Below are 20826 nucleotides of genomic sequence, written 5' to 3' on the forward strand. Positions count from 1 at the left end.
ACCGTTCGACCTACCCATTCGGACAGGGTGGGTCGCGAGAGTAGGGTGGGTGCCATGACGCCCGGCCCCGCTCCCGCACCCGATCCTGCTGAACTCGCCACGCGCGAGCTGCTCCTCGAGCACGCACACACGGCCGCCGAGCAGGCCGACCGGCAAGCCCTCGCGCTCGAGTCGATCCTCGCGATCCTGCGATCTGCCCGCCTCTCCGACACGGCCGCGCGCACCATGGCCATCGATGTCGCCGCCGCCGCGCTCGTGCAGATCCGCGTCGCGACCGACGAGCAGCGCGAGGCCATGCTCGAACCCGTCGTCGGTGCGTTCGCGCGACTCCAGGCCGACCTGCGCCCGCTCGCGCGGTTCGGCGACCTCGACGTGCAATTCGTCGAGCCGCCCGTCACCGGCCGAGCCCTGCCGGGTGAGGTCGCTCACGCCGCGCGCGCGATCGTGCGCAGCGCCGTGCTGGCGTTCGTCGACACCGGGGTCACGCGCCGCGTGCGCATCCAGTGGGACTGCGACGGCCTCAACCTGCTCATCGGCATCCGCGACGACGGCCGCGGCGAGCTCACGGCCCACGACGATTCGCTGCGACCCATTGCCGAGCGGGTCACTGCCCTCGACGGCAAACTCAACGTGGCCTCGACACCGGGCTGGGGCTCCGAGCTCTCGATCGCGCTCCCCCTCGATCCTCCGGCCGAGCCCGATCACCTGACGGATGCGGTGACCCTCAGCCCGCGCGAACGCGAGGTCCTGCGCCTTCTCGCCTCGGGCTCACGCAACAAAGACATCGCGCGCACGCTCGGCATCAGCGACAACACGGTCAAGTTCCACGTGTCGAACCTGCTCCGCAAGGCCGGCGCCCGCTCACGCGCCGAACTCGTCGCCCAGGCCCGTTAGGCGCTTTCTTATCGCCGATGTCGGTCCCGAGACATCAGACGAGGTCGTCGCCCGGGCGCGTCTCGGTGAGCGGATGCGGGTGGCCCGGCGTGCGCGGCGCGGGCGGGTAGCCCAGGCGCGTTGCGAGGGAGTCGGCTTCGGCGAGCGCGAGGTCGCGGCGCAGACGTTGGCGGTCGACATCCGCTTCGGTGACGGGTTCTGCGCTGGGCTCATCGTCGCCCTCGGAGCGACTGGCTGCGCCACGGGGCACTGATGCGTTGCCGGCGCCGGAAGCCGCGTCGGCCTGCCACTTCCAGTATTCGAGGTCGTCGAGCGCGGCCTCCTCGTCGTCGACGATCGCGTAAGCCGAGGCGAGCTGCCACAGCGTCGACCAGGGTGTCGAGTCGACGACCGGCACGCCGTAGCTGTCGAGGCTCTGCAGGCTGAGCGCGGCCCCCGACTCGATGACGTCGTCGGCGGGCACCGTCTGGCCGGGGCGGTAGAGCAGCGGCAACAGGATGGAGTCGACCACGATGCCGGCGCCGATCGCGATGAAGATGCTCGAGAACGTGTTGTAGCCGATGGCGCTCAAGATCGCGAAAACGACGACGAGCGTGATGACGAAGATGACGATGGTTCGCACGCGTCGACTGCTCTTGCGGGCGGCCGCGGCTTGCCTCAGCGCCTCGAGCGACAGCTCGGCCCGCGCCGCGGAGTGCGCCTGGGCCGGGTCGACGACATACAGACCGGGATAGGTCGGATGCCTGAAAACACCCTCGTGCGCCTGCGTGACCGCCATGCGAAAAGTCTAACCGCGCTCGTCGAGCAGGCGGCCGAGCGGAGTCTTCGTCACGTTGTCGCTGACGATGCGCTGCACGACGGGCGACGGGTCCTGCTCGAGCGCGTGCCAGAGCGGCAGCACCTCGTCGGGGTCGGCGAGCACGATGATGCTCCACGCGTAGGACATGGTGGCGGCGAGCGAACGTTCCTCGGCTCCGAGTGGGCCGTCGACCTGCGCGAGCAGGGCCATGGCGCGCTCGCACGCGTGTACGGCCACCTGGCGGGCGGCGGCGTTCTCGAGCACGCGCGGCTCGCACACCGTCTCGACGGCCGTGCGCACGAGCACGATATCGCCCGAGTCAGACCAGCCCTCGACCAGACCGAGGACGGGTTCGACGTGCTCGTCGGCACCCTTCTGCAAACCGCGGGCCACAGCGTCGCGCACGCGCCAACGCGGGTCGACGGCGAGCTTGTCGAGATCTTTTGCGAGTTCTTCGGCGAGATCGTGCGGGCCGCCAAAAGCCCGAGCAACACCCGTGGCACCGACCATGGCCAGGAATTCTTCACGCGAACCCGACAGGCGGCGCAGCTCGTCGAGCGGAAGCGCCTCAGAGGCCATGTCGAGCACAGCCACATTGGCGCGACCGGGCAGACCCGAGCGTTTGTACAACGCCTCGTCGAGGTCATCCGGCTCGAGGGCGACGAGGGCGTCGCGGCTGATCGGGGCGGGTTCTTGACGGCGTGCGGGTGTGCGACTCATCTGTGAAGCTTAACGGCCGCGGCCGACAGACGCCCCGACCCTCCATACGGCCCCGCGCGCGAACTGTCCAGGGGTGCGACAGGTGAGGCCCAGTCATCTACAGTTCGAGGACGATGACAGATATAACCCCGAGATCCACCGTGTCCGTCGTCATCCCCGTTCTCGACGATGCCGAACCCCTGCGCACCTGTCTGACGGCCCTGCTGACCCAGACGCGACCGCCCGACGAGATCGTGGTCGTCGACAACGGCTCGACCGACGACAGCGCCGAGGTCGCCCGCGAGTTCGGCGCGCGCGTGGTGCAAGAGTCTCGCCGCGGCATCCCTGCGGCGTCTTCGACCGGTTTCGACGCCGCGACAGGGTCCATCATCGCGCGCCTCGACGCCGATTGCGTGCCCGGCGAGCGCTGGCTCGAACGCGTCGAGGAGGCCATGCTGCGCGAGCCCCAACCGGCCGCCGTGACGGGCCCGGCCGCGTTCCACGACGGCCCGGCACCCCTGCGCTTCGTCGGCGCCTTCGCCTACCTCGGCGCCTACTTCGCGTTCGTCGGCCTGGCGCTCGGTCGCCCGCCCCTGTTCGGCTCGAACTGCGCCATCCGAGCGGATGCCTGGGCGAGCATCAGCGCCGAGGTGCACCGCCACGACTCCCACCTGCACGACGACATGGATGTCTCACTCCACCTCGACCCGCTCTGGCCCGTGCGCTTCGTTCCCACCGTCGACATGCGCATCTCGGCGCGCCCGTTCCGCAGCATGTCGTCGCTCGCCACCCGCTTCGACCGCGGCCTGCACACGCTGCGCTCGCACTGGCCCGACGAGTTCCCGTGGCGCCGCATCCTGCGCCGTTTCAACGCCGCACCCCCTCGCCGCAGCCCCCGCTTCTAGCGCGCGCCTATGGCGACACGCCGAGGGAGGCCCCTGTTTCCGCGGCAGCAAATTTTCGAAGTGGTCGAGCCGGGCACGACGTTCTAGCGTTGCGATGTCTTAACTGACGATCACGAGGAGCCGAGGATGTCTGACCCCGTCATGTTCGTGTGCGTTGTTTCTGCCGGCTTGAGTATCGGCGTCCTTCTTTCGATCACGTCGGCGCCGCGAAGCGACACCCTGGCACAGGCGGCGGTGTTCGTCCTCATATTTGTAGCGGTGCTCGTGATGGCCTGGGGAGGAGCCGGCTTGATCGCGCCCGCACTTTTCGGTGTGTCCGCAGCCATTGGGAGTGCGCTCATCGGAGGTTCCCGGTGGAAAGACAACCCGCTTGTTGCCGGACAGTCGTATTGGCAACGCGTGTGGACGACGTTTTGGCATACCGGCGCCCTTCGTGCCGCCGAGAAAAAGAAGCAGCACGCGCATTCGGGTGTGTGAGAGTCATCGGTCGACAGGGCGGGATGCTTTCGCGCTCCCGCCCTGTCGTGTGCCCGGGGATTGGGGTTCCCTCGTGCTGGGCGTTGGGCGCTGGGCGGTGAGTGCGGTTACGGGGCGAGGCCCACGCGCACGTGGGTGCCCGAGGCGGCGAGGTCGAGCGCGTCGTTGGCCCGGGCGAGGGGCAGGGTGTCGCCCACGAGGGCGGCGAAGGGATGCCGGTGCCACGCCATCCGCGCGAATTCGACGGCTCGCAGCAGATCTTCGGGCAGGTAGTCGTGCAGTCCGGCGACCGTGTGCCGGTGTCGCACGAGCGCGGCCGGGGCGATGTCGCCGCCCGCCGCCAGGCTTTCGGTGGAGGGCGGGCTGCCCACGGCGTCGGCGGCCCCCGCGAGCACGAGCACGCCGCCGTCGACCAGCACCGCGCGGGCACCGTCGACGGCGGCCAGCGCACCGGAGGTCTCGATGGCGACGCTGACGGGTTCGCGGCCCGCGATGGCCAATTCGTTGAGCGCCCAGCCGAGGCCGCCGGGTGCACGGCGCCCGAGCGACGGATCGGCGACGGCTGTCGCCCCGAAGTCGAGGGCCAACTGGCGGCGCGCCTCATCCGGCTCCGACACGATGACGATGGCGCCGGCCTCGGCGGCGAGCGCGGCGGCCGCGAGCCCCATCATCCCGGCGCCCGCGACGAGCACGGTGCGGCCGTCGAGCCCGCAGCTGGGGCCCGATCGACCCACGGAGAGTAAACGGAGGGTGGCGGCGGTGCGCAGGGCAGCGGCCGCGCGGGCGACGGCCCCGGGCGTCGGCGCCAGGACGGTCGCGGGCGTCGTCTCGTCGACGATGGCGACGGCCGTGCCCGCCAAGACCTGCACGTGGCTCGCGAATCCGCCCGAGAGCTCCCACCCGCGGTGCACGCGGTCGTGCCCATAGCGTGAGGGCCGGGTGCAGTCGCGCGGCGCGTCGGCCAGGCAGCGGCTGCACGTGCGGCAGGCGACGGTCTCGGCCCACACCACGCGCATGCCGACGACGAGTTCCCGGCCGTCGGCCGCGCTGGCCCGCCCACCCGAGATGGACACGCCGTCTGAGCCGGGGGCGCCCCCCATCGCCACGATGCGGCCGACCTGTTCGTGGCCCAAGACGAGCGGTGCGCCCGTCGCCTCGGCGACAGCCCGCACATCGGCACCCGACACGGTCGCAAGTTCCACGGCGACCAGCAGATCCCCTTCTGCCAGCGCCACCCCCGGAACGGCGATCTCGGCGAGAGACGAACCGGCGCCCGTCCACACCATGGCCACGGGCGCCGGCTTGATCAAGACGTCGGTGCTGTTCGCGGCGACGATGGTGTGAGACATCCGTTCGCCCTCCCTCGGTTGTGTCGGATGCCGGTGCCAACTGCGACGGCGGCGCCCCCAGATCTCCGACAGTAGGCAGCGGCGGGGTCGGCGCACTGGCCGCTCGGTAACCGGCAGGTGAACGGGCCGCGAAGGTTCAGCTTTCGGGCGCCAGCGGGCGGATGATGTCAGCCCGCGAACATGCGCGAACGCCCGGCTCGTTCGGCCCACGCTGCCGACGGTCGGAACTGCCCGGTCGCGGCCAGCACGATAACGAGCACGAGAGGCACCAGCCATCCGGACCAGCCGAGGATGCCCGCGTGCACGGTGTCGACCTCGTGCCCGCGCGCCACGAACACGATCGAGAGCCCCGCGGCCGCATTGAAGGTGCCGTGCGCGATGGCGGCGGGCCACACCGATTCGGAGCGCAGGCGCAGCCAGCCGAAGACGGCACCCGACACCGTGCAGACGCCGACCATGAGCAGTAGCGCGAGCCAGCCGGGCGCGCCGGGATAGTTGTAGCCGAGGAGGATGAGGGGCGCATGCCACAGGCCCCAGATGAGGCCCGAGAGCAGCAGCGCGGGCACGAGTCCGAACCGCAGGAGGTGCGGCAGCAGCCATCCGCGCCAGCCGAGTTCTTCGCCGAGGGCCGGAAGGGTGTTGATCAGGGCGCCGATCAGCACGTTGAGGAATTGGGCGGCGACGAGCAGGGCGATCGGGGCGGGGAGGGCGGCCGCGTCACCCGTGATGCCGGCTCGCGCGAGGGACTGCTCGATGAGTTCACGGAATCCCGAGAAGGTGACGAAGTCGGCGGGGTAGACGCCCAGCAGGGCGCCGACGGGTAAGGCCGCGAAGACGAACGCGATCGTGCCGAAGAGCGCGATCGCGCAGTAGCCGATGAAACGAGGTGCCGGGGTGAGTGGCCAGAGGCCCAGGCGGCGGAGCGGTTTGCGGCCCCGGTCGACCGTTGCGACGACGACCGCGACGGCGATGGTGGGCGTGAGCATCATGGCCACGGCCAGTTGCGGCGCGAGGGGGTTGGCGAGGCCACCGTCGACCCAGAGCGGGGCCGCGACCAGCCAGGCGAGCCCGAACGAGAGGACGAGGAACAGGGCCAGCGCGAGGGCCCACCGCGCGGTCGAGAGGGAGCGGGTGCCGGCCGGGTCGAACGGGGCGGCGGGCGTGCCGTCGGCAGTAGCAGCCGAGCTCGTCGGCGGGATTCCGGCGGCGGGATCAATCGGCCGCGTCCCGGACATGTCCATGGCGTCGGAGCGGGGCTGGTGGATGTGTGCGCCTGCGTTCGTCATCCGTCCCCTCTTCGTTCACAACCGAGGATTGGTCGGCCCCCCGGCGGCTCCAGGGTATCGGACGAGGCATTTCTGGCGAAGGCTGCCGCAATCGGTGCGCCAGAATCGAGATATGACCGCCTCCGTCGAGATCGATACCGTCCTTCCCGTTGACGGGCCGCTGGACGTGAGCTCGCTGCGACGCTTCCTCGACGCCCATGTCGTGACGGGGCTCGATGTCGTCGACCACACGGCTGGCACGACGACCCGCTCCCTCGACGGTCCGCACGGCCCGGCGGTTGCCACGATCTTCTGGCCCGACGAGGTCGGCGATTCGGAGAAACGCTCTCCTCTGAAGCTTCACCTCCGGCTGTCGCACGGCGACGATCGCGACGCCGTCGTGGCGCTATTGCGCCGCTGGCTCGATCTCGACGCCGACTCGGAGCGCATCGCCGCCGACCTCGGTCGGGACGACCGGCTCGGGCCACTCGTGGCCGCCCGCCCCGGGCTCCGCATCCCGGGGTCGGTCAACGGCGCCGAGACCGCACTTTTCACGGTGCTCGGGCAGCAGGTTTCACTGGCGGCGGCCCGCACATTCCAGGGCAGGCTCGTCGCAGCCGTCTCGCCGGAAAACGAGTGGGGATTCCGTTCGTCCCCCGACCCGGCCGTCATCGCCGATGCCCACACTGAGGACCTGCGCGCGGCCCTCGGCATCACGCGCAGCCGTGTCGCCGCCCTGCAGGCGCTCGCGCGCGTGCTCGCCGACGGCCTCGAATTGGCGCCGCATGTCGACCATGCCGACGCCCGCCGACGCCTCCTCGCCGTGAAAGGCATCGGCCCGTGGACCGCCGACTATGTAGCCCTCCGCTGCCTACGCGACGACGACGCCTTCCCCTCGGGCGACCTCATCCTGAAGCGTGCACTCGGCGCGAAAACGCCGGCCGAAGCCATCCGTCTGGCCGAACCCTGGCGCCCGTGGCGCGGCTACGCCACGCTGCACCTCTGGACCGCGGCCGTCTTCGTCGACGCGCAGCACCCCATGCACGCCCTTCCCCCGGCCTGACACCAGCGCCCGCCGCCCCACGCCACCCGGGCTGGGGGTACGAGCGTAGCCTTCCTCCACTTCTGGAGTCACATATTACTGACCGCGCCCGGTATCCTTAGGGGTCCTAACTACTTCTCGGGGGAACTCTGATGGCAAACGTGTTGATCGTCGAAGACGATCGCGACCTGGCCACGCTTCTCAGCATCCGCCTGAAGAAGGCCGGCCACGACGTGTCGCGCGAGGCCGACGGCGCTTCCGGGCTCGCGGCTGTCACCGCCATCCACCCCGATGTCGTCATCGTCGACTGGATGATGCCGGGCCTGTCGGGCATCGACGTCTGCACCGCCATCCGCAACGATCCCGCGCTCGAGCGCACCCCCGTGCTCATGCTCACGGCCAAGACGTCGCCCGCCGATGCCGAGGTCGCCTTCGGCGCCGGCGTCGACGCGTTCCTGTCAAAGCCCTGCTCGACCGCCGAATTGCTGCAGCGGGTCAACGCCGTTCTCGAGAGCCGCCGCGCCAGCTAACGCGGCAACACCAGAGCCACAGTGGTGCCCCGGCCGGGCACGCTGTCGATTTCGATGCGGCCGCCGTGGCTTTCGATGATCGCCTTGACGATCGACAGGCCGATGCCCACGCCCTGCACCGCGTCGTCCCGCACGCCCTGGGCCCGGTAGAACTTCTCGGTCGACTGCCGCACCTCTTCGCGGTTCATGCCGCGCCCGTCATCCGACACGGTGATGCGGGCCTCGGCGTCGTCGAAACCGAAGCCCACGCGCACGATCGACCCAGCGGGAGAGTACTTCACGGCGTTCGAGATGAGGTTGTCGATGGCCTGCTCGAGGCGGTGCGCATCGGCCTGGAGCCGAATCTCACCCGAGATGGTCTGCGTTAAACGGATATCTTTCGACCGCGCCATGGGCCCCAACTTGTGCACCGATTGGCGCACCACCTCGGCGGGCGAGATGTCGGTGAGCAACGTGGACATCCGGCCATCCGACACCGAGAGAAGCTCGGTCACGCGCCTCAGCAACTCTTCGGCATTGCGGCGAATCACGGCCGTGTACTCGTCGACCCCCAGCGCCTCGGTATCGATCTCCTCCTCGACCAGCTCGAGGAACCCGAGAATGGATGCGAGCGGCGTGCGCAGTTCGTGCGACACCGTCGCCAAGAACTCTTCGCGCAGGTTCACGGCCTCGGCGAGCGCCGTCACATCGTGCCCCACGATGACCGTTCCGAACAGTTCCCCGTTGGGCCGACGCACCTGATCGGATGTCGCGAGGATCGCGATCTGATCCCCCTCGGGCCCCAGCCATTCCAGGTGGTTCTTGATCAGGTCGCCCCGCAACGCCCGGGGAATGACCTGCTGATCGAGCGGGATGAGCGTGACCCGGTCGGCCTCGCGGGCCTCGGGCCCGGCATAGGGCGGCACGTCGGCACGGAACCCCGACCGCTCGGTCATCTCGGCGGCGCGCGGGTTCGAGCGGGACAGCTTTCCCTCGGCGTCGTAGAAGGCGACGCCCGCGTTCACGGTTTCGAGGATCGCGGTCGACAGCGCCTCGGCATCCTGCGACCGGCGCAGCGTGCGATTGACCTCGCGCCCGCGCGCGGCGACGGCCGCCTGAGCCCGACGCAGCTGCGCGGCCGCGACGTTCACGGTGGCCGTGATGCCGATGGCGATGGTGGGGAGCATGACGATGTTGAGCCATTCGAGCGGGGTGCGCGGCAACCCTCCCGTGGCGAAGAACGGGAACACCACGATGAAGAGCGTGCCGGCGACGGCGACGACGGCGGCCCAGCTGCGGAACCCGTAGGCGATCCAGAGCAGGGGGAAGACGCAGAGCAGGCCGGTCGACGGCACGAACGGCAGCAGGATATCCCGCATGAAGGCCACGGCCACCAGGTCGAGGGCCGGCACGACGAGCATCCAGTGCGGGTTGACCTTCTCCCACGGCACCACGAGCGCGGCCACCGTTGCGACGGCGGCGATCACGAAGCCCGTCAGCAGGATGGGCACGTCGAGGGTGTAGGGCAGGATGATCGCGACGGCGATGAAGAGGCCGAGAGCGCCCAGGGCGAAGGGCAGCTGGGTGCGGTAGAACACCCGGAAGCGTCCGCGCAGCGACGGTTGCGGTTCGAGAAGGGGCATGATGCTCCGAAAGGCAGGCGGGTAAAGAGGTATTCGGGGGTACGTCGAACATTAGGTCATGCACAGCACTCTCCGTGCTTCGTCGCAAGGACGTTTCTCCCGTGCACGGCCCTCGCTAGGCTGTCCGAACGCCAGACCGGTGCACCGAACGGGAAGGATGCCCATGCCACTCGATCCCTATTTCGACGAGATGCTGCGCGCCAAGCGCGTCGACACGTTCGCGGGGGTGCGCGCGCAGATCGTCGACGTGGTGCGCGACATCCTGCCCTTCGCGGTTCCCCCGGCACCCTCCGGCCCCACGCCCCCGTCGGCCTCTGCCACGTTCCTTTTCGGGGCCGACAGCGTCGGCAACCCGAGCGCACCCCCGAAGGGCAGCAAAGCTGCGGCTCCCTCGACGCCCACCGGGGCCCCGGCCGTCGCACCCATCGACCGAGACGCCCAGCGCGCCCGCGACCGCGAGAAGAAGGCCCTGCACAAGACGGCCGCGTGGAAGTACCGCAACGCGCAGAAATGGGACACCAAGCTCTATAACAAGGTCGGCTGGCCCGCCCCCGAGCTCGCCTCCGACGACCACACCGTCGTCGTGCCGGGCTACCCCGACGTGCGCGTGCGCATCTACCGACCGGATGACGCAGCCCCCCGCATCCCCGCCGTCATCACGTTCTTCGGCGGCTCGTTCCAGTTGGGCGGCATCGACTGGACGAGTGTGGACGCCTCTTACCGCCTGCGCACCCGCGATTCCGGCGTCGCCCACGTGGCCGTCGACTACTCCCGCGCCCCCGAGTGGCGCTACCCCACGCCCGTCGAGCAGGGTTATGCCACGCTCGCCTGGCTGGTCGAGAACGCCGACGAGCTGGGCATCGACGCCGCACGCATCGCCCTGAACGGCACCTCGGCCGGGGGCAACATCGCCGCGGCGACGGCCCTCATGAACCACGATCGGATGGCGCATCCGCTCGCCCTGCAGCTGCTCGAGGTGCCCGTCACCGATCTCACGGGCAGCCACATCGACCTGGCGCCTATCCGCGCCATGGGCATCCCCACGTTCCTCGCCCGCCGCGAGCTGACTTCGGTTCCCCAGACGTACCTCGGCGACCGCTCGCGCGACCGCGAACGCTATGCCTCTCCCCTGTTGGCGGATGATCTGAGCGGGCTGCCGCCGGCCTACGTCTTCACCTCGGAGTTCGACGCCCTGCGCGCCGACGGCCAGGCCTATGCCGCGGCCCTGCGACGCGCCGGGGTCGAGGCGCACGCCGTGCAGTATCAGGGCGCCAACCACGAGGCAGCCATGTTCACGGCCGTCGTGCCGCTCGCGCGCCGCTGGCACCACGACGCCGTCGCGGTGCTGCGCACCCTGCATAGCTCCCACCGGGGTGAGGCCCATCCGCTGAGCGCCGTCGAACAGAGCAGAGATGCATTGCCGAGTTAGGTAGCCCTCATTTGCATAGGGCGTCTGGTAACTAGATCGTCTAGGGTTGAAGCATGCGGCGAGAACAGACACGCGAGTCGACGGGGTATTGGTACTCCGACGATGATGCGAGCCCTCGTGGCGTCGATGTTCTCAACGCATTGCGCCTCTACCGCGCCTCCGAGAGCGCTCTCCGCCGCCGCACGCGATCAGCCATGGGCATGGGCGAGACCGACCTCGTGGCTGTGCAATACCTCCTGCAGCAGCAGCGCGCCGGCAAAACGGTCAGCCCGAAAGAGCTGGCTGCGCACCTGAATATCTCGTCGGCCAGCACGACGATCTTGATCGACCGCCTGGCCAAGTCGGGGCACGTTGAGCGCGTACCGCACCCCACCGATCGCCGCGCGCTCATCATCGTGCCCACCGTCGAATCAGACAGCGAGGTGCGGGCCACCCTCGGCACGATGCATACGCGCCTCATCGAGGTCGCCGACTCGCTTGCCCCGCAGGATGCCGTCACCGTCATGCGCTTTTTGGAAGATATGCGCGCCGCCATCGACTCGGTCGAATAGCGCCTCCACCAGCGCATTCCTCCGCACGCGCCGGAGAAGCCCAGGTTTCCGGAAGGTGAACTTTCCCTTCATCGTTGCGCCGCCGAGTATTTAGCTAGGTAGACTAGCTACTAGACGCTCGGAGAACTCGGCGCCTCACATTCTGAAGGAGAACGACCATGGGAACACTCATTTACGGCGCGGATGGCTCCAACATCACCTTCGAAGATCGCCTGCTCGCCCACCTGCAGATCGCCATCATCACCAAGTTGCGTCGCAATGAGCCGCACACGTTGTCGTGGGAGACCCCGTCCTATGAGGGCAGCGGCCGCTCCACCGTCTGGCTGCACCCCGCCGTGCCCATCCAGTTCAAGTTCTCGGGCAGCAAGAAGCCCGCCATCAACCGCATCTGGGTCGAGCAGCTGCTGCACAGCGCCAACAGCACGGGCGGCCTCCAGGTCATCCCCGAGCCCCGCCCGACCAACACCGTCGAGGGTTCGGAGCAGAGCCCGGGTGCCACCCAGGCGACGATCCCGGCCGCCCGACTGACGCGCACGACCGCGTCGCCCACCGCCGCGCCTGCCGCCCGCCGCACCCGCGCGACGATCACCGCGTAGCGACATCCGACCACGAGGTCGATGCGGGCGTGACACGCCCCTCACCTCGGCCCTCTTCATATTTCCGCACGACCGATCGACCGAGCCCCGTGCTCGGTTTGTTCGGTTAACGAGCAAAAAAGCAGAATGATCAGCTAGCTGTCACTAACGGCAGTAACCTCGAAGTGATGGATACTTTTGACGACGAGCAACTCGAAGTAGGCGACACGCGCACGATCGACGTGGGCGGCATCGAAACGCACATCAGCCGTGTCTCGGCCAGCCGCTGGACCGTCATCGAAGAACCCGGCTCGGCCCTCGCCGGCTGGATCAAGCGCTCCTGGGATGCCGACGCCGTCAGCTGGGAGGCCCACTCGGTGCGCGTTCCCACACCGTTCGAGTCCCAGTCGTTCACCGACGGCGTGCGCTTCATCGTCGAGGCCGGCCGCTAGACACAGCGCGTCACCGCCGTCTGCGCCTGCGAATCTCGCGCAAGGGGTTGTCGTTCCCGCTTCTCCCGGGTGAAATAGCCACAGACCGACGACGATGTCGGTTCCCGCATCCCTTTGCGGCAGCCCGTCGACCCACCCGAACGCGAGTCGACCTCAACGATCACAGGAGATCGTCATGAGCGCACCGATCCCGACCGAGCGACCGCGCGGCCGCCACGCCGCCCCCACCCCCGCCGACGACTTCCTCATCCCCGACGCCTCGATCTACGACGTGCTGTTCGGCGACCTCACCGACGACGAGCTCCGGGCGACGGCGATCATCGACGGTCCCTCGGGTGCCGAGACGAGCTACGGGCAGCTGGTGCGTCAGATCGATCTGACGGCCGGCGCACTGGCGGCACGCGGCATCCGGGTCGGCAGCGTCGTGGGCGTGCTGTGCCCCAACGTGCCTGTGTTCGCCACGGTGTTCCACGGCATCCTGCGGGCGGGCGCCACGGCCACCACTATCAACTCGCTCTACACCGCGCGCGAGGTCGCCAACCAGCTGCGAGATGCCGACGCCCACTGGCTCTTCACCGTCTCGGCGCTGCTGCCGCACGCCGCCGAGGCCGCCGTGGAGGTGGGCATCCCCAAGGCGCAGGTCATCGTCATCGACGGCGCCGACGGGCACATCTCGCTCGCCGACCTGCTCGCCGAGGGACGCGAGGCGCCCGACGTGCAGTTCGACCCGGCCGAACACCTGGCCGTGCTGCCCTACTCGTCGGGCACGACCGGCAAGCCCAAGGGCGTCATGCTCACACACCGCAACCTGGTCGCCAACATCCTGCAATCGCAGAGCCACATCAGCCTCGGGCGCGACGACCGGGTGCTCGCCGTGCTGCCGTTCTTCCACATCTACGGCATGACGGTGTTGCTGAACTACGCCCTGTTGCAGCGCGCGTCGCTCGTGACGGTGCCCAAGTTCGACCTGCCCGAGTTCCTGCGCATCGTGCAAGACACGACGTGCACGTGGGTGTTCGTGGCGCCTCCCATCGCGGTGGCGTTGGCGAAGCATCCGCTCGTCGACCAGTTCGACCTGTCGAGCGTGCAGGTGATCTTCTCCGGCGCAGCCCCGCTCGACGGCGCCCTCGCCCGCAGCGTGCAAGACCGCCTCGACTGCATCGTCTGCCAGGGCTACGGCATGACCGAGACCAGCCCCGTGACACACGCCGTTCCCACCGACCGCACCGACATCGACCGCAGCGCCATCGGGCTCCCCCTCTCCGCCACCGAAGCCCGCCTCGTCGACCCCGAAACCGGTGCGGATGTCGCCGCCACCGATCCGGGCCCGTCGACGCCCGGCGAGCTGCTCATTCGCGGGCCCCAGGTGATGAAGGGGTATCTCAACAACCCCGAGGCGACGAGCGCCGCCCTCGACGCGGACGGCTGGTTGCACACGGGCGACATCGCGACGGTGGACGAGCAGGGTGTCTACACGATCGTGGATCGGCTGAAGGAGCTCATCAAGTACAAGGGCTATCAGGTGGCGCCGGCCGTGCTCGAGGCCGTGCTGCTCAGTCATCCGCAGATCGCCGACGCGGCCGTGATCGGCGCACTCGACGACGACGGGCAGGAGATTCCGAAGGCCTTCGTCGTGAGACAGCCGGATGCGGCGCTCACCGACTCCGACGTCATGGACTTCGTGGCCGCCAACGTGGCACCGCACGAGAAGGTGCGCCGCGTCGAATTCATCGACGTTATCCCCAAATCCACCTCGGGCAAAATCCTCCGCAAGGACCTGCGGGCGGGTGGCGGGCACTGAGGCGCGCTGGATAAAACGGGGGACGGAGGCGCGGGGGTGCAGCGGGTAGACTGGGCGCATCCATCCCCCTGACACCCGGGAGTCACAGGTGCCCACAATCGTCGTCGAGGTCATGCCCAAGGCCGAACTGCTCGACCCGCAAGGAAAAGCCGTCGCCGGCGCACTGCACCGGCTCGGCAAGAACGAGTTCACCGGTGTGCGCATCGGCAAGCGTTTCGAACTCACCGTCGAGGGCGAGGTGACCGAGGCCACGCTCGCCGAGGTGCGCGCCCTGGCCGACGACATGTTCAGCAACCAGGTGATCGAAGACGTGGTGAAGATCTACGTCGCCGAAGACGCCGTGGTCGCACCCGCGGGAGCCTAACCCCATGCGCATCGGTGTCATCACCTTCCCCGGCTCGCTCGACGACCGCGACGCCCAGCGCGCCGTGCGCATGGCCGGCGCCGAGCCCGTCGCCCTCTGGCACGGCGACCACGACCTACAAAACGTCGACGCTATCGTGCTGCCCGGCGGCTTCAGCTACGGCGACTACCTGCGGGCCGGCGCCATCGCCTCGCACGCGCCCATCATGTCCGAGGTCATCGACGCCGCCGAGCGCGGCGTCCCCGTGCTCGGCATCTGCAACGGCTTCCAGATGCTCACCGAGGCCCACCTGCTGCCCGGCGGGCTCATCCGCAACGACCACGGCTCGTTCATCCGCCGCGACCAGACCATCGTCGTCGAGAACGCCGACACCGCTTGGACGACGGACTTCGAGCAGGGCGAAGAGATCGTCATCCCGCTGAAGAACGCCGAGGGCGGTTTCATCGCCTCGCAGACCGAGCTCGACCGGCTCGAGGGCGAAGGCCGCGTCGTGTTCCGCTACAGCGGCATCAACCCCAACGGTTCGCTGCGCGACATCGCGGGCATCACCAACGAGCGCGGCAACGTGGTCGGCCTCATGCCGCACCCCGAGCACGCCATCGAGGCCGGTTTCGGCCCCGACACCACGCTCGCCATGCGTTCCGGCATCGACGGTCTGCGCTTCTTCACGAGCGCCATTCGCGCGCTGCAGACGGTTTAGCCCTCACCGGATCAACCGCGTGACGACCGACACGCAGGTGCCGAGGCCGGCCGGCGGCCGCCCCGAGTGGGCGCGCCGGCTGACCGGCATCGAGGGGCTGCGTGGGTTGGCCGCCCTGGCCGTGCTCGTCTACCACGTGCAGCGCAACCTCAACCGGTCGAGCGCCGACGTGTGGCCGCTCGGCGAGGTCTCTTTTCTCAGCCACGGCCTCACGCTCTTCTTCACCCTGTCGGGCTTCCTGCTCTTCCGCCCGTTCGTGGCGGCGCTGCTCGACGGCCGCGAACACTTCGGCACGGCGCGCTACCTGCTCAACCGCGTCATCCGCATTTTCCCGGCCTACATCGTGGTGCTGCTGTTCTCGAGCATCGTGCTGCAGGTCGCCTATCTGCCGCGCCCGGTCGACGGCCAGAGCGCCGAGTTCGGGCGCCTCGATGCGGGCGACACGCTGCTCAACGCCGTGCTGCTGCAGGGCTACTTCCCCCGCACCGTGCGTTCGGGGCTCGAGGTCGCCTGGACCCTCGGCGTCGAGGTCGCGTTCTACGTGCTCATGCCGCTGCTCGCGTTCGGGGCGGCGTGGCTGGCGCGACGCTTCGTGCACCCGCTGGTGGGCAGCATCCTGCCGGCCGCGTTCTTCGCCGCACTGGGCATCGCCGGCAAGGTGTGGATGCTGTCGAGCGAGGTCGGCATGGACGGCTCAGAGAAGCTCAGCTTCGAGTGGGGCGCCAACTGGACCACCGTCGTGGCGCGCAGCATCCTCGTGCACGGCGACCTCTTCGCCTACGGCATGATCGCCGCCATCATCTTCATCTATGCCGAGTCGGGGCGCATCTCACTCAAGCGTCTCAACCGCTGGCGCTGGGCCGCGGCGCTCGTGGGCGTCGGCGCGCTCGTGCTCGCGACGACCGATATGACGGGGCCGTTCTCGTCGAGCCTCGTGGCGATCGCCTCGGCCGCCGTGCTGCTGCTTGCGGCGACACCACGGTCGGCGGGGCATCCGGGCTGGGCGGGGCGCCTGTTCAGTTCGCGTGGGCTCGGATGGTTCGGCCTCGTGTCCTTCAGCATCTACCTGTGGCATCTGCCCGTCATCCGGTTCATGCAGGTACACGGGCTGGCACTGCCCGACACACTGCCCGGGTTCGTCGGAAACCTCGCGATCGTGTTCGTCGTGACCATCGGGTTGTCGGCGCTCACGTACTACTTCGTCGAGGCGCAGGCGTTGAAGTTGAAGAAGCGCAAAACGCCCACGCCGAAACCGTCGTCTGCGGCCGACGGCGAGACGTCGGGGCTCGGCTCGGCCGACACCGGCCCGCGCTGACACCAGCTCCCCGCCCAGCCGTCGCCATCGTCGACCACGCCGCCGCCGCTGGCAGAGACGGCGCGTTCCGGCGGAGGGGTCAGACGCCGGTCACCTGCGCGGCATAGACTCGGCGGCTATGCGGCGAATTCCTCAGACGCCCCGACCCGCGTGGCGTGTACGCTGCGACGAGGTGGGCTTCAGTTTCTACGACCTCGAATCGGAGGGTGGCCGGCCGTATTGGAACGAGACGGCGGCCTACGCCTTCACGCTGCCCGAGATCGAGCTGCTCGAGAGTGCCACGAAGGAGCTCTTCGACCGCTGCATGGATGCCGTCGAGCACATCGTCCGGCAGGGCCGCTTCGACGAGTTCGGCATCCCGGGTCGCTATCACGAGCTCGTGCGGGCCTCGTGGAACGACGACGACCCCACCGTCTACGGGCGCTTCGACCTGGCCTATGACGGCGGGAGCGGCGTGAAGTTGCTCGAATTCAACGCCGACACCCCGACATCCCTCGTGGAGAGTGCCGCCGCGCAGTGGCAGTGGCTCGACGACCTCAAGGCCGCGGGACAGCTGCCGGCCGGCACCGACCAGTTCAACGGGCTGCACGAGTTGCTCATCGAGCAGTGGGAACACGTGCGGCAGGCGCGCTGGGGTCTCGCGCCGGGCGCGCTGCTGCACCTCGCCTCGCTGCACGACTCGGGTGACGGCGCGCTCATCGTCGAGGACTTCGACACGGTCGCCTATATGGCCGAGACCGTGAAGGCCGCCGGTTTCGAACCCAAGCTCGTCTTCATGGAGGATCTGCGCTGGGATGTCGACAGCCAGCGTTTCCTCGACGGCGACGATGTCCCCGTCAAGCAGATCTTCAAGCTCTACCCCTGGGAGTGGATGATCACCGAGCAGTTCGGAGGATTCCTCACTGTCAGCCGCGGCACGACGCAGTGGGTCGAACCCGCCTGGAAACTTTTGCTCAGCAACAAGCAGCTGCTCGTGGTGCTGTGGGAGCTGTTTCCCGACCATCCCAACCTGTTGCCCGCCTTCACCACGCCGGATGCGCTGGCCGGACGTTCCTACGTGTCGAAGCCGCGGCTCGGGCGAGAAGGCGCGAACGTGACGGTGTTCGGCGCCGATGGCGCGGTGGAAGCATCCGCGACCGGGGCTTATGGTGACGAAGGGTTCGTTTATCAGGAGCGCGCCGCCTTCGCGGACCTGCCCGGCAAGACCGCCGTCATCGGCAGCTGGATCGTCGGCGAGACCCCTGCCGGCATCGACATGCGGGAGACGAGCGGGCCCATCACGGGCGACCTGGCCGAGTTCGTGCCGCACTACATCGAGGAGACCTCATGAGATCGGTTCCGTCATCCGGGCCGTCGTTGTCGGGAATCGCGCGCACCGAGCGGGCCCAGCGCGGGGTGGCCGTCGTGTCGATCGCGGGCGCCGTGCTCGCGCTGTCGGGCTGCGCGCCCACCGAAGAAGGCATCGTGCTGGAGGGTGCCGACGGCGAGAAATACGTCATGCCCGAGAACGCCGAGCGGCCCATGTACGACTCGAAAGAAGCGTGCATCGCCGATGTGACGGCGCAGATCCAGCAGCTCGAGAGCCAGGGCGAGACCATCGCCGACAGCCCCGAAGATCTGTGCGAATCCTCGGATGCCTACCCGCAGGGCCACTACGGCCACCTCTGGCTCGGCCCCATCCTGTTCGCGGGTTCGCGCTGGAACTCGCCCGCCGTCGCTGGCTGGGCCAACGTGCCCTCTGGCGGTTTCGCGGCGCCCGGCTCCAAACTGCAATCGGATGTCGTGACCCCCGCCCCCGCCGGTGCGACCACCGGCCAGCGCGCGCCCCTCAAAGGCGGCTTCGGGTCGTCGGGCAAGTCGGGCTTCGGCTCGGCCGCGGGCGGCGGGTCGTCGGTCGGCGGCTGAGGGCCTGGTCCGGCCTAAACGTCGCTGCGCTCGGAGGCGATGCGCGACCGGCCATCCTTCGTGGGCAGGATGACGTAGTCGGTGTGTTTCGCCGAGAGCCCGTCGCCCGCCGTGCGACCGCGCAGGCGACGCAGGGCCCAGGGCGCGACATCGCGCGAGAACCACGTGCCGACGGGCGGCTCCTCGTCGTCGGCGTGCAGGGCCGCATCGAGCCCGCCGAGCGCCTCGGCATCGGGCACGCCCAACATCTCGGCCGCGCGGTAGGCCAAGAAACGGTGTCCGCTCGAGCGCAGGTGCACGCGATCATCCGCCCACAGGTCGATGGCGCCGATGGCCGGGTGCGATTCGACGTCGAGCAGGATGGCGCCCGTTTCGGCCGCGATGCGCCGCAGCTCGGAGTTGAAGGCCGCAAAGCGCGGGGCGAGCAGGCGCGCGGCCCGGCGGTGCGGCAGGAAGGGCGTCACCAGCAAGACGTCGCAGCCCGCCTCGCGGAGTCGCGAGACGGCTGAGGCGATGTCGGCCGCGAGACGCACCGGGTCGGCGGCGGGTGAGACGAGGTCGTTCGAGCCCATGAACACCGAGACGAGATCGGGTTTGAGCGCGAGGGCCGCCGGCAGCTGTTCTTCGAGCAGGTCGCGGATGCCCCGGCTGCGCACCGCCAGGTTGGCGTAGCGGAAGGGACCCGAAGCGGTGTTGGCGAGCAGCTGCGCCAGGCGGTCGGCCCAGCCGCGGTAGGTGCCGGCCGGCATGCGCGATGTGTCGCACAGACCCTCGGTCAACGAGTCGCCGAGGGCCACGAAGCGCGACCAGCGGGGTCGGGCTGCAGCATCCGTTCGGGCGGTGGGCGCCGAGGGGCGAGTGGATGCGCGGGCGAGCAGCGCGTCATCGATCGGACGCAGCAGTCGCGCCTCCTCGTAGTGCGCCACCAATTGCCGGGTCAGGGCCTGCCAGGTGCGCTCGCGCACGCTTTCGCGGGCGGCCGCAGCGAAGGCCCGCCGTTTGGCCGCATCGCCCAGCAGGTCGGCCACGCGGGCGCGCAGATCATCGAGGTCGCCGGGGCGATACAGCCAGCCGTCCACGCTCGACCGCACGAGGTCGACCGGCCCGCCGCGACCCGTCGCCACCACGGGCACACCGCTCGCGAGCGCCTCCTGGATGGTCTGCCCGAACGTCTCGCTCTCGCCCGGGTGCACGAACACGTCGAAGCTGGCCACGGCCTCGCCGAGCGCGTCGCCCGACAGGTGCCCGAGGAAGACGGCGTTCGGGATGAGGCGCTGCAGGGCCGCCCGTGCGGGGCCGTCGCCCACGATCACGAGGCGGGCGCCCGGCAGGTCGGCGAGCGCGCGCAGATCTTCGACCTGCTTTTCGGGGGCGAGGCGGCCCACGTAGCCGACGATGAGTTCGCCGGGGGCGACGCGTTCGCGCCAGTCGTCGCTGCGGCGTTCGGGCCGGAACCGTTCGGCGTCGACCCCGCGGCCCCAGCGGCGCAGGCGGTCGACACCCAACGACTCGAGTTGCGCGATCGACGACGACGAGGGGGCCAACGTGAGGGTTGCTCGTCGGTGGAGGCGGGTGACGTGGCCCGCCGCAAAGGTCGTGGCCTGCGGCATCCCGTATTTGGCCGTATAGGCCACGACATCGGTCTGATAGATGGCGACGGTCGGGATGCGCAGCGCATCGGCCGCGCACACGCCCTGCCAGCCGAGCACGAACGGTGACGCCAGGTGCACCACATCGGGCGCGAAATCACGCAGGATGCCCGTGAGGCGCGCCGTCGTGGCGAACACCACGCGCACCTGCGGATACGACGGCAGCGGCAGCGAGCGCAGCAGGCGCGTGTGCGCGGCGAGCGATTCGGCGATGCCGGCTGCCGGGCGCGGCGGAGGCATCGGGGCTAGAGGTGCGCCCGGGTCAGTCGGCTCGAGCAGGCCTCGGGCTGCTCGCCCGGATGCAGACGCGCCGGGCGTGAGCCGCGCGGGCGTCTCGGGCGCGATGACCAGGGTTTCGTGTCCGTCGGCGGCGAGGTGGGCGAGGACCTGCAGAACGGAGTTGGTGACCCCGTTCATGTGGGGGAGGAAAGACTCGGCGATCAGCGCGACCTTCATGTCTTCAGGATGCTCTCCCCCACCCGTTTTGGGGCCGGATCACGCCA

21 protein-coding genes are annotated in these 20826 nt (G+C 69.4%); 15 read left to right on the forward strand and 6 right to left on the reverse strand.

Annotated elements, in window-relative coordinates; genetic code table 11:
- Positions 1 to 54 precede the first annotated feature (54 nt).
- A complete protein-coding gene (locus tag ACUWEX_RS13340; protein WP_445996564.1) occupies positions 55 to 894 on the forward strand; it encodes a LuxR C-terminal-related transcriptional regulator in 840 nt (279 codons plus the stop codon).
- Positions 895 to 928: 34 nt separating this feature from the next.
- Here the strand turns inward: ACUWEX_RS13340 and ACUWEX_RS13345 are convergent, their stop codons facing one another.
- Both ACUWEX_RS13345 and ACUWEX_RS13350 read right to left on the reverse strand, forming a co-directional pair.
- A complete protein-coding gene (locus tag ACUWEX_RS13345; RefSeq protein ID WP_445996565.1) occupies positions 929 to 1672 on the reverse strand; it encodes a hypothetical protein in 744 nt (247 codons plus the stop codon).
- 9 nt (positions 1673 to 1681) lie between these two features.
- Positions 1682 to 2413 (reverse strand): hypothetical protein, encoded by a 732-nt coding sequence (locus ACUWEX_RS13350; protein WP_445996566.1) that lies wholly within the window; start codon positions 2411 to 2413, stop codon positions 1682 to 1684.
- 113 nt (positions 2414 to 2526) lie between these two features.
- Here ACUWEX_RS13350 and ACUWEX_RS13355 point away from each other — a divergent pair, with 113 nt between their 5' ends.
- Positions 2527 to 3297: a glycosyltransferase family 2 protein gene (locus tag ACUWEX_RS13355; protein WP_445996567.1), complete on the forward strand. Its 771-nt coding sequence runs from the start codon at positions 2527 to 2529 to the stop codon at positions 3295 to 3297.
- A gap of 126 nt (positions 3298 to 3423) precedes the next feature.
- Positions 3424 to 3774, forward strand: coding sequence for a hypothetical protein (locus tag ACUWEX_RS13360; RefSeq protein WP_445996568.1), 351 nt, complete (start codon positions 3424 to 3426; stop codon positions 3772 to 3774).
- 107 nt (positions 3775 to 3881) lie between these two features.
- On the opposite strand, the gene ACUWEX_RS13365 is transcribed toward ACUWEX_RS13360, so the two are convergent.
- Both ACUWEX_RS13365 and ACUWEX_RS13370 read right to left on the reverse strand, forming a co-directional pair.
- Positions 3882 to 5123 (reverse strand): zinc-binding dehydrogenase, encoded by a 1242-nt coding sequence (locus tag ACUWEX_RS13365; RefSeq protein ID WP_445996569.1) that lies wholly within the window; start codon positions 5121 to 5123, stop codon positions 3882 to 3884.
- Positions 5124 to 5290: 167 nt separating this feature from the next.
- Positions 5291 to 6409, reverse strand: coding sequence for a CPBP family intramembrane glutamic endopeptidase (locus ACUWEX_RS13370; RefSeq protein WP_445996570.1), 1119 nt, complete (start codon positions 6407 to 6409; stop codon positions 5291 to 5293).
- A gap of 112 nt (positions 6410 to 6521) precedes the next feature.
- Here ACUWEX_RS13370 and ACUWEX_RS13375 point away from each other — a divergent pair, with 112 nt between their 5' ends.
- The gene (locus ACUWEX_RS13375) at positions 6522 to 7451 is read left to right on the forward strand and encodes an AlkA N-terminal domain-containing protein (protein WP_079728662.1); all 930 of its coding nucleotides are present in this window, start codon (positions 6522 to 6524) and stop codon (positions 7449 to 7451) included.
- A gap of 131 nt (positions 7452 to 7582) precedes the next feature.
- On the forward strand, positions 7583 to 7960 hold the full coding sequence (locus ACUWEX_RS13380) for a response regulator transcription factor (RefSeq protein ID WP_079728663.1): 378 nt from the start codon (positions 7583 to 7585) through the stop codon (positions 7958 to 7960).
- On the opposite strand, the gene ACUWEX_RS13385 is transcribed toward ACUWEX_RS13380, so the two are convergent.
- The gene (locus ACUWEX_RS13385) at positions 7957 to 9582 is read right to left on the reverse strand and encodes a sensor histidine kinase (RefSeq protein WP_079728664.1); all 1626 of its coding nucleotides are present in this window, start codon (positions 9580 to 9582) and stop codon (positions 7957 to 7959) included. The genes ACUWEX_RS13380 and ACUWEX_RS13385 overlap by 4 nt on opposite strands.
- A gap of 163 nt (positions 9583 to 9745) precedes the next feature.
- Here ACUWEX_RS13385 and ACUWEX_RS13390 point away from each other — a divergent pair, with 163 nt between their 5' ends.
- The 10 genes from ACUWEX_RS13390 to ACUWEX_RS13435 all read left to right on the forward strand — a co-directional run bounded on the left by ACUWEX_RS13390 (position 9746) and on the right by ACUWEX_RS13435 (position 18674).
- Positions 9746 to 11011, forward strand: a complete 1266-nt coding sequence (locus ACUWEX_RS13390) for an alpha/beta hydrolase (RefSeq protein ID WP_079728867.1) — start codon at positions 9746 to 9748, stop codon at positions 11009 to 11011.
- Between the two features lie 53 nt (positions 11012 to 11064).
- A complete protein-coding gene (locus ACUWEX_RS13395; protein WP_143785495.1) occupies positions 11065 to 11562 on the forward strand; it encodes a MarR family winged helix-turn-helix transcriptional regulator in 498 nt (165 codons plus the stop codon).
- Positions 11563 to 11720: 158 nt separating this feature from the next.
- Positions 11721 to 12158 carry a DUF7882 family protein gene (locus tag ACUWEX_RS13400; protein WP_200811558.1) on the forward strand — a complete coding sequence of 146 codons (438 nt, stop codon included), beginning with the start codon at positions 11721 to 11723 and terminating at the stop codon, positions 12156 to 12158.
- Positions 12159 to 12325: 167 nt separating this feature from the next.
- Positions 12326 to 12589: a hypothetical protein gene (locus ACUWEX_RS13405; protein ID WP_079728665.1), complete on the forward strand. Its 264-nt coding sequence runs from the start codon at positions 12326 to 12328 to the stop codon at positions 12587 to 12589.
- Between the two features lie 175 nt (positions 12590 to 12764).
- Entirely contained in the window at positions 12765 to 14390 is a 1626-nt protein-coding gene (locus ACUWEX_RS13410; protein ID WP_445996571.1) for an AMP-binding protein, read from the forward strand.
- An 88-nt stretch (positions 14391 to 14478) separates the two neighbouring features.
- Positions 14479 to 14754, forward strand: coding sequence for a phosphoribosylformylglycinamidine synthase subunit PurS (purS, locus tag ACUWEX_RS13415; RefSeq protein WP_077054843.1), 276 nt, complete (start codon positions 14479 to 14481; stop codon positions 14752 to 14754).
- 4 nt (positions 14755 to 14758) lie between these two features.
- The gene (gene purQ / locus ACUWEX_RS13420; protein WP_079728667.1) at positions 14759 to 15454 is read left to right on the forward strand and encodes a phosphoribosylformylglycinamidine synthase subunit PurQ; all 696 of its coding nucleotides are present in this window, start codon (positions 14759 to 14761) and stop codon (positions 15452 to 15454) included.
- Positions 15455 to 15473: 19 nt separating this feature from the next.
- Positions 15474 to 16769 carry an acyltransferase family protein gene (locus ACUWEX_RS13425; protein WP_445996572.1) on the forward strand — a complete coding sequence of 432 codons (1296 nt, stop codon included), beginning with the start codon at positions 15474 to 15476 and terminating at the stop codon, positions 16767 to 16769.
- A gap of 118 nt (positions 16770 to 16887) precedes the next feature.
- Complete coding sequence (locus ACUWEX_RS13430) at positions 16888 to 18099, forward strand: glutathionylspermidine synthase family protein (RefSeq protein WP_445996573.1); 1212 nt, start codon at positions 16888 to 16890, stop codon at positions 18097 to 18099.
- Positions 18096 to 18674 (forward strand): hypothetical protein, encoded by a 579-nt coding sequence (locus ACUWEX_RS13435; protein ID WP_445996574.1) that lies wholly within the window; start codon positions 18096 to 18098, stop codon positions 18672 to 18674. The genes ACUWEX_RS13430 and ACUWEX_RS13435 overlap by 4 nt, the downstream gene beginning before the upstream one ends.
- 14 nt (positions 18675 to 18688) lie before the next feature.
- Here ACUWEX_RS13435 and ACUWEX_RS13440 read toward each other — a convergent pair whose 3' ends face one another.
- Positions 18689 to 20779 carry a GDSL-type esterase/lipase family protein gene (locus ACUWEX_RS13440; protein ID WP_445996575.1) on the reverse strand — a complete coding sequence of 697 codons (2091 nt, stop codon included), beginning with the start codon at positions 20777 to 20779 and terminating at the stop codon, positions 18689 to 18691.
- Positions 20780 to 20826: the final 47 nt, after the last annotated feature.

The organism is Okibacterium fritillariae (genome assembly GCF_052783725.1).

Bases quoted from the DNA above. Each gene is read 5' to 3' on its own strand.
- ACUWEX_RS13340 (WP_445996564.1), top strand. From the start codon at position 55: ATGACGCCCGGCCCCGCTCCCGCACCCGATCCTGCTGAACTCGCCACG.
- ACUWEX_RS13345 (WP_445996565.1), bottom strand. From the start codon at position 1,672: ATGGCGGTCACGCAGGCGCACGAGGGTGTTTTCAGGCATCCGACCTAT.
- ACUWEX_RS13350 (WP_445996566.1), bottom strand. From the start codon at position 2,413: ATGAGTCGCACACCCGCACGCCGTCAAGAACCCGCCCCGATCAGCCGC.
- ACUWEX_RS13355 (WP_445996567.1), top strand. From the start codon at position 2,527: ATGACAGATATAACCCCGAGATCCACCGTGTCCGTCGTCATCCCCGTT.
- ACUWEX_RS13360 (WP_445996568.1), top strand. From the start codon at position 3,424: ATGTCTGACCCCGTCATGTTCGTGTGCGTTGTTTCTGCCGGCTTGAGT.
- ACUWEX_RS13365 (WP_445996569.1), bottom strand. From the start codon at position 5,123: ATGTCTCACACCATCGTCGCCGCGAACAGCACCGACGTCTTGATCAAG.
- ACUWEX_RS13370 (WP_445996570.1), bottom strand. From the start codon at position 6,409: ATGACGAACGCAGGCGCACACATCCACCAGCCCCGCTCCGACGCCATG.
- ACUWEX_RS13375 (WP_079728662.1), top strand. From the start codon at position 6,522: ATGACCGCCTCCGTCGAGATCGATACCGTCCTTCCCGTTGACGGGCCG.
- ACUWEX_RS13380 (WP_079728663.1), top strand. From the start codon at position 7,583: ATGGCAAACGTGTTGATCGTCGAAGACGATCGCGACCTGGCCACGCTT.
- ACUWEX_RS13385 (WP_079728664.1), bottom strand. From the start codon at position 9,582: ATGCCCCTTCTCGAACCGCAACCGTCGCTGCGCGGACGCTTCCGGGTG.
- ACUWEX_RS13390 (WP_079728867.1), top strand. From the start codon at position 9,746: ATGCCACTCGATCCCTATTTCGACGAGATGCTGCGCGCCAAGCGCGTC.
- ACUWEX_RS13395 (WP_143785495.1), top strand. From the start codon at position 11,065: ATGCGGCGAGAACAGACACGCGAGTCGACGGGGTATTGGTACTCCGAC.
- ACUWEX_RS13400 (WP_200811558.1), top strand. From the start codon at position 11,721: ATGGGAACACTCATTTACGGCGCGGATGGCTCCAACATCACCTTCGAA.
- ACUWEX_RS13405 (WP_079728665.1), top strand. From the start codon at position 12,326: ATGGATACTTTTGACGACGAGCAACTCGAAGTAGGCGACACGCGCACG.
- ACUWEX_RS13410 (WP_445996571.1), top strand. From the start codon at position 12,765: ATGAGCGCACCGATCCCGACCGAGCGACCGCGCGGCCGCCACGCCGCC.
- purQ (WP_079728667.1), top strand. From the start codon at position 14,759: ATGCGCATCGGTGTCATCACCTTCCCCGGCTCGCTCGACGACCGCGAC.
- ACUWEX_RS13430 (WP_445996573.1), top strand. From the start codon at position 16,888: ATGCGGCGAATTCCTCAGACGCCCCGACCCGCGTGGCGTGTACGCTGC.
- ACUWEX_RS13435 (WP_445996574.1), top strand. From the start codon at position 18,096: ATGAGATCGGTTCCGTCATCCGGGCCGTCGTTGTCGGGAATCGCGCGC.
- ACUWEX_RS13440 (WP_445996575.1), bottom strand. From the start codon at position 20,779: ATGAAGGTCGCGCTGATCGCCGAGTCTTTCCTCCCCCACATGAACGGG.